Here is a 6,204-nt window from a genome sequence, read left to right as displayed (position 1 = left end):
TCCCTCAGACAACCTATCAGAGCGATATTCTCGAATACGGTTCTGCCGTTGGTCAAACCGATGCTGGCGTTTTTTCTGCTGTTATCTGTGAACAAGCCACTGCCCCTACTGTTGCCGTAACCGCAGGTGATTTAGCTATTCCTGGTACTGGTAGTGCGGCCGCAACTTGTGCTGCTCCTGCTATTGCTCGTCCCATCAACTAATCCTAGTCTAGAAAAGTATGGGGGTTGGCCTTACATACTTCTCTGACAATGGCAATTTCACAACTCAGCTTTAATCATAATCTAGCGGAAGATGGCGGGGAAATCTTCTCTTGAAACCTTTCGCTTTTGATTATTTTGGGGAGAGGCTTTTTGGGTCTTCTGGACATTGGGTGAAAAATGTTTCTGTCACCTTTGGACGAACCCAGTTTGTGCCTACATTGTGGAAAAAATCCGTTACTGTAGGGACGCAAGGAACCTGCGCCCTCCGATAGATAAAATTTGCTTATCATCAAAAGTACGGGATACCCTGATTATTGACCTTTATTTCAAGCTAAGTAGGTAGGCGTTAAAAATTATCAGATGCCCCCCTTATCAAGGGGGGACTAAGGGGGGATCCGCACCCCCCTTATCAAGGGGGTATTAAGGGGGGATCAAGGGGGGATCAAGGGGGGACTAAGGGGGGATCAAAGGGGGATCGAACCTAAAATCCATTTTTAATTTAATTATAACCAGCTACTTATGCTAGGCGCAAAAACATCTCTCAATCTATCCTTACTTAAAACTCTGGGTTTAGTCGCCGTTATCGGTGGACTAATCATGGTTATGGTGGAAATGCAACAGGAAAAGGTGAAAACCTTGACCAAAGAAAAATTATTAGAAAGAAATTATAGTCAAGAGTCTCGCCTAGAAAATGCTCAGGTTGAGTTATTAAAAAATATACCTTCCTTTGGCTTTGATAATATGTTAGCCAATTGGGCAATGTTGCAGTTTATACAATACTATGGCGATGGGGATGCTCGTAGGGAAACTGGCTACGGTTTAAGTCCCGATTTTATGGAGATTGTCACCAAAAATGACCCAAAATTTGTCCGCGCCTATTTGATGATGTCCGTGGCTTCTTCTGTCAATGCTGGTAAACCCGAAAGAACCATCGAGATTATGAATAAAGGTTTAGCAAAACTCAGTCCTGACATTAATGATGCCTATTTTGTTTGGTTATATAAAGGAGTGGATGAACTATTATTTTTAGGTGATATTCCTGCGGCGAAAAAATCTAATCAAATGGCCGCCGATTGGGCAAAAATTGCCGGTAATAAATTTATCGAAAAATCCGCTAGGGGAACAGTAAAATTTTTAGAAACTAATCCCGATAGTCGCGCCCCTAGAGTCGGCGCTTGGATGTTAGTCTGGATAAGTAGCCAAGACGAAGAAACCCGCAGGTTAGCTAAGGAAAATATCGAAAAATTGGGCGGTAAATTGGTTGTGGTTAATAATAATCAAGTGATGGCAATTCCTCCGAAAGATTAGGAGTTAGCATATTTTTCATCCTGCCAAAACTTATTATTTAATAAGCCATCAATATCCTCAGCAAAGGGACAAACATCGGGAAAATTAGAGTCTGGATAATCCTCTTTCATCGCTTCTAAAGCTTCTCGATAACATTCTTCTAAAATCTCTATCATAAACCTTTTCAAACTAGGAGAATACTTAAATTCCTTCTTCAACTCCTTGCGAAAATTTCTAATTTCAATTTCCCACCCTCGATAACAATCGGGAAGAACCACATAACAACGTTTTAATAAATGTTCTAATAAACGAGTTAAAAAATTATCGACCGCTTTGCGTTGACTTTTCCCCAAAGATTCCACCTCCTCAATCAAATTCTCTAAATCAACCTGAGATAAATCCCCAGATTTTAATTGCTTAACCGTCTTCTCTATCCACAAAGCAAAATCTTGATCATAAAGATTTTTTACCTTGGTTAAAGTCATAATTTTTCCCCTGTTAAACTTAAATTCATTTCTTGAAAATCACACTAAATCTGGTTATTAAAGACTGATTATTTATTCCGCTTAACGGATTTAGCATCAGAGTTTAACTTTCCCAAAACCTATGGTTTAATAAACTATCAATATCCTTAGAAAAAGGACAAATATCGGGAAAAATAGCATCATATTTAATTCGCATATTCTCCACCGCTTCCTGATAACAATCATCACAAACATCTGTTAAAAAACTGCATAAACTAGGGGAATCTTTAAGGATATCTTTTAACTTCGATTGACAGCGTTTAATTGTTACTTCCCAACCTCGATAACAGTCAGAGAAAGGAAGATAACGCCGTTTTAAACCGTGTTCAAATAATGTAATTAAACGGTTTTTAAGTTCCCTTTTATCTCGTCTTCCCAAAGACTCCACCTCCTCAATCAAATTCTCCAAATCAACCTGAGATAAATCCCCAGATTTTAATTGCTTAACCGTTTTCTCTATCCACAAAGCAAAATCTTGATCATACAGATTTTTTACCTTGGCTAAAGTCATAATTTTGACCTCCTCTGTTGACTAATTGCCTTCATTTTAGCGAAACTTGGCCAATTCAGACTAAATCCGGTTATTAAAGACTGATTAACTATTGTCCCTATCGCAACAGTGCCTCTCCTCAACCGATTTAGTATTATAGCCCCGAAAACCCAACAACTAACAAGCCACAAACTGCACCGATCGAGGGATAATATAACCTTGATATCTATGCCATCATCTTATGAAAATTTTAATTATGGGTGGAACCCGATTTATCGGCGTTTCCCTGACTAAAGTGTTAGTAGAACAGGGTCATGAGGTAGTATTATTCAATCGTGGCAATAAACCCGCCCCGGTTGCTGGAGTACGACAGATTCATGGCGATCGCACTGACCCAGGGCAACTGAAAGAAAAGCTTAAAAATGAGAGTTTTGAGGCAATTTTCGACAATAATGGCAGAGAATTAAGTGATACTCAGCCCCTCGTCGAGATATTTAGAGACAGAATCGGGCATTTTGTCTATGTTAGCTCGGCGGGGGTTTATCTAAAATCCGACCAAATGCCCCATAAAGAAGGGGATAAACTAGATCCCAAAAGTCGCCACAAGGGAAAACACGAGACAGAAAACTATTTAAGCGAGATGGGTTTACCCTGGACTTCCATCCGTCCAGTCTATATCTACGGACCGCGCAACTATAATGACCTAGAAGCTTGGTTTTTTGACCGTTTGGTTCGTAATCGTCCTATTCCTATACCTGGTCATGGGGAACATTTTACCCAATTTGGTCACGTTGCCGATCTGGCCCAAGCCATGGCCGCAGTATTGGGTAATTCTCAGGCTATCGGTCAAGTGTATAATATTTCCGGCGATCGCTATGTAACTTTTAACGGTTTAGCAAAAGCTTGCGCGGCAGCCATGGGGAAAAATGCCGAGGAAATCGAGATTGTTAACTATAACCCCAAAAAATTTGACTTCGGCAAAAAGAAACCTTTCCCCCTGCGGGTTCAACATTTTTACGCTGATATTAATAAGGCCACCCGGGAGTTAAACTGGCAGCCTGAATATGATCTCGTCAGTGGTTTAACAGACTCCTTCCAGAATGATTATCTCGCTTCCGGTCGCGATCGGCAAGAAATAGACTTGGCGATCGATGACCAGATCTTGGCCAACCAATAAGGGACTTGCGTGGGAATAATATCCCAGCCAGAAAATCGCTCTGTAGAAGAATCAGACCAGCCAGATGGCATATTATCAGCAATTCTCATTTTAAGGTTTCATGACATTAAAACCCTTGCACCTAGAGGGGTTAATAATTCTTAACGAATCTCTAGATCGCTGAAACAACGCAAAATCCTTTCAAAATGAGAATTGCTGTTCGAGATGTTAGGGACTTGCGCTAATGTCTTGGAATTCATGACCGACGCAATAGTTGCAGACAGTTTATTTGGGGAATTGGTGCAGTAGATCGCGAAATTCCTGAAAACTAATCTGATTATCGCGACCAGTATCGGCCTGCTGTAACATAGCTTCGATTTCCTTGTCTGTCACCCCCGGTTCGATGCCCTCTTCCACACGACTTGCCCCGCTGTGACAATTTCTCCTCGCTCAATTGAGACTTGTTCGTTGATAATTTCAACAATTCCTATTTCATCGATAATTCCGGCTACTAATCCCAGATGGTCTAGATTTTTGACTTCAATTTCTGTTGATTGATTCATGGTCGAACAGTCCACTCGCCTAAGTTTTCCAATAATTCCTATTTTTTCATAATTAGGGGTCTCCATACTCCCCCTAGCGGCCACCGAGAAAACCTTCACCAGCTAACTATTTTTACTCAAGTCTCTGGAGGGGGACAGCTTATGGGACAGTTGAGGGTGCGGAATGTGGGCTACAAATAGGAAGATTTTATGCTCACAATAGCGATAATCTAAGCTGCCATATTTCCCATCTCCTAAAACTACTGAAGCTAGAGTTCGACCCCAGGGAGCAGAAATAAATTTAATCGCATTATTTGACCTAAAAAAAGAGGGTTCGCAGGCAGGCACGGATTTCCATTCTATATATAAGTATCTGTCAAGGGCGGGGATTTGTCAAGGGTTTTTTGAGGAAATCTGCCGGCATTTCAGGGGAGAAAATCGGAATCGAGGATTTGTTCGGGACTATAGGGACAGCTTTCGGCAAAGATGGCGGCCAGTAATTGGCTTTTTTGTCGGACTCGCTTCACTGCTTTGGGGTAAATAACGGCGATTCTGGTTAAAAAATAGTTATAAAGGGTTTTCGACTCCAATAAAAGTTCTAATTCCACCCGAAAGTTACCGATTTCGTCCTGCCATCCCCGCGCACATCTTTCTCGTTCCTCCGGCCAGTATTGGTAGAGAAGCAGATGAATGAGCAATTGTAGGAGATAGCTATCTACTTTATGTCTCTGTTCGTTCCCCAATGCTTCGATTTCTTCTCCGAGATGTTCCCAATCTAATACATCTGTCTGTCTTTGTCGCAGTTGTTTGGCCGTTTCTTCTAACCAAGCAGGATAGTCCTGTTCATATAAGTCTTTAGTTGTCATAACCTATCTTCTTTAGCTCTGGTCAGGTATCAGGTTTTTATTTTCTTGACGCTTATTTGACCTGAAAAAAGAGGGTTTGCAGGCAGGCACAGATTCTCATTTTATATATAAGTATTTGTCAAGTGCGGGGATTTGTCAAGGGTTTTTTTGAGAAAATCTGCCAGAATTTGGCCGGTAGGATAAGAGATTGTTTCACCTTTGCCTGTGGGCTACAATAAGCAGATGAGCAAGAGGATAGGATTACAGGAGTTTTAACAATGCGGTTACTACGGGTTCAAGTTCCTGACTTTCGAGTGTTAAAGAATATTGATATTAGTTTCGAGAAAGACTTTTTTCCTCAAATATTCCCTATCGGTAGTCAAAATGGCGGTGGCAAAAGTACCCTTCTACAATTAATTTTTATCCTGCTTCATTGTTCTGGTGATCCAGAAAAAATAGAATATGTGGTAAATTTACTCCATCGATGTCAACTAGAAGATGAGTTAGACCAGAAAACCCTAGCTATTTTTGAAATTCTAACCGACAATCGGGAAGAAGTAAAACTAGATTTTTTTATTTGCAGAGATGCTTATATAAAAGACTTGCTATCTAACCTTGCTTGTCAAGAAGAAGATTTAGATACTGTTAACGTTGATGATTTAAAAAAATTACAGGACATTAAACAAAAAATCAAAAAGCTAAATGGCCAACGTGAAAGACTCAAAAATATTCAAGAAAAACTTACAACATTGAAGCTAGAAGATGAAACAGAAAGAAACAAATTAATTAGACATTTATTTACCCCAGAAGAACTAAATTTTTTATTTGATTTAGACATAATATCAACAATAGATAGATGCTTAGATGAATATCTGGCAAATTTTTTATAGGTAATAATAAATTCTATTCAAGATAAACTGGGAATGACGAATGCTCAAATATACATTGATGCTCCTCAATCTCAAACATTACTTCAGCAAACAAAAATAATTAAAAATATTTGGCTCTTCGTTACTCTTTATGCTAAATCAACATACAAGATGCCAAGATAACATACTTCTAACCCAAAAATTCCGAAAGTTTCTAAAGCCATAGCCTCTCCGTTTTATTAGTTTAAGTTTATTGTTGATTCCCTCGACCACCCCATTAGTTGTCCT

The 6,204-nt window shown here is 39.7% G+C and carries 8 protein-coding genes and 2 pseudogenes; 4 read left to right on the top strand and 6 right to left on the bottom strand.

The genetic code is table 11. The features are described 5' to 3' along the window. Positions 1-203 (top strand): annotated as a pseudogene (locus tag PN470_RS16080) (hypothetical protein); the annotation flags it as partial. A gap of 519 nt (positions 204-722) precedes the next feature. Then, positions 723-1,511: a hypothetical protein gene (locus PN470_RS16075; RefSeq protein WP_272104795.1), complete on the top strand. Its 789-nt coding sequence runs from the start codon at positions 723-725 to the stop codon at positions 1,509-1,511. Here the strand turns inward: PN470_RS16075 and PN470_RS16070 are convergent. Both PN470_RS16070 and PN470_RS16065 read right to left on the bottom strand, forming a co-directional pair. Continuing rightward, positions 1,508-1,975, bottom strand: coding sequence for a DUF29 domain-containing protein (locus PN470_RS16070; RefSeq protein WP_272104794.1), 468 nt, complete (start codon positions 1,973-1,975; stop codon positions 1,508-1,510). The two genes, PN470_RS16075 and PN470_RS16070, sit on opposite strands and share 4 nt — an antisense overlap. A gap of 103 nt (positions 1,976-2,078) precedes the next feature. Next, positions 2,079-2,525: a DUF29 domain-containing protein gene (locus tag PN470_RS16065; protein WP_272104793.1), complete on the bottom strand. Its 447-nt coding sequence runs from the start codon at positions 2,523-2,525 to the stop codon at positions 2,079-2,081. Positions 2,526-2,745: 220 nt separating this feature from the next. Here PN470_RS16065 and PN470_RS16060 point away from each other — a divergent pair, with 220 nt between their 5' ends. Then, a complete protein-coding gene (locus tag PN470_RS16060) occupies positions 2,746-3,681 on the top strand; it encodes an NAD-dependent epimerase/dehydratase family protein (RefSeq protein ID WP_016514465.1) in 936 nt (311 codons plus the stop codon). A gap of 264 nt (positions 3,682-3,945) precedes the next feature. Here the strand turns inward: PN470_RS16060 and PN470_RS16055 are convergent, their stop codons facing one another. From PN470_RS16055 to PN470_RS16045, 3 genes and pseudogenes are all read right to left on the bottom strand, one after another. Continuing rightward, positions 3,946-4,077 (bottom strand): hypothetical protein, encoded by a 132-nt coding sequence (locus tag PN470_RS16055; protein WP_256380562.1) that lies wholly within the window; start codon positions 4,075-4,077, stop codon positions 3,946-3,948. Next, positions 4,077-4,223, bottom strand: a pseudogene (locus PN470_RS16050) (DUF4277 domain-containing protein); the annotation flags it as partial. The pseudogene PN470_RS16050 and the gene PN470_RS16055, both read right to left, overlap by 1 nt. A gap of 404 nt (positions 4,224-4,627) precedes the next feature. Then, on the bottom strand, positions 4,628-5,068 hold the full coding sequence (locus PN470_RS16045; protein ID WP_103111615.1) for a DUF29 domain-containing protein: 441 nt from the start codon (positions 5,066-5,068) through the stop codon (positions 4,628-4,630). Between the two features lie 257 nt (positions 5,069-5,325). Between PN470_RS16045 and PN470_RS16040 the strand changes: the two genes are divergently transcribed. After that, positions 5,326-5,937, top strand: coding sequence for a hypothetical protein (locus PN470_RS16040; protein ID WP_271936660.1), 612 nt, complete (start codon positions 5,326-5,328; stop codon positions 5,935-5,937). A gap of 138 nt (positions 5,938-6,075) precedes the next feature. Here the strand turns inward: PN470_RS16040 and PN470_RS16035 are convergent. Next, the coding region (locus tag PN470_RS16035) for a transposase (RefSeq protein WP_271936657.1) at positions 6,076-6,204 on the bottom strand (129 nt) is incomplete at its 5' end.

Source organism: Microcystis sp. CS-574 (genome assembly GCF_028329095.1).
In the GTDB taxonomy this organism is placed as follows: Bacteria; Cyanobacteriota; Cyanobacteriia; order Cyanobacteriales; family Microcystaceae; genus Microcystis; species Microcystis ichthyoblabe_A.
This window is presented reverse-complemented; position numbering and strand designations above follow the sequence as displayed.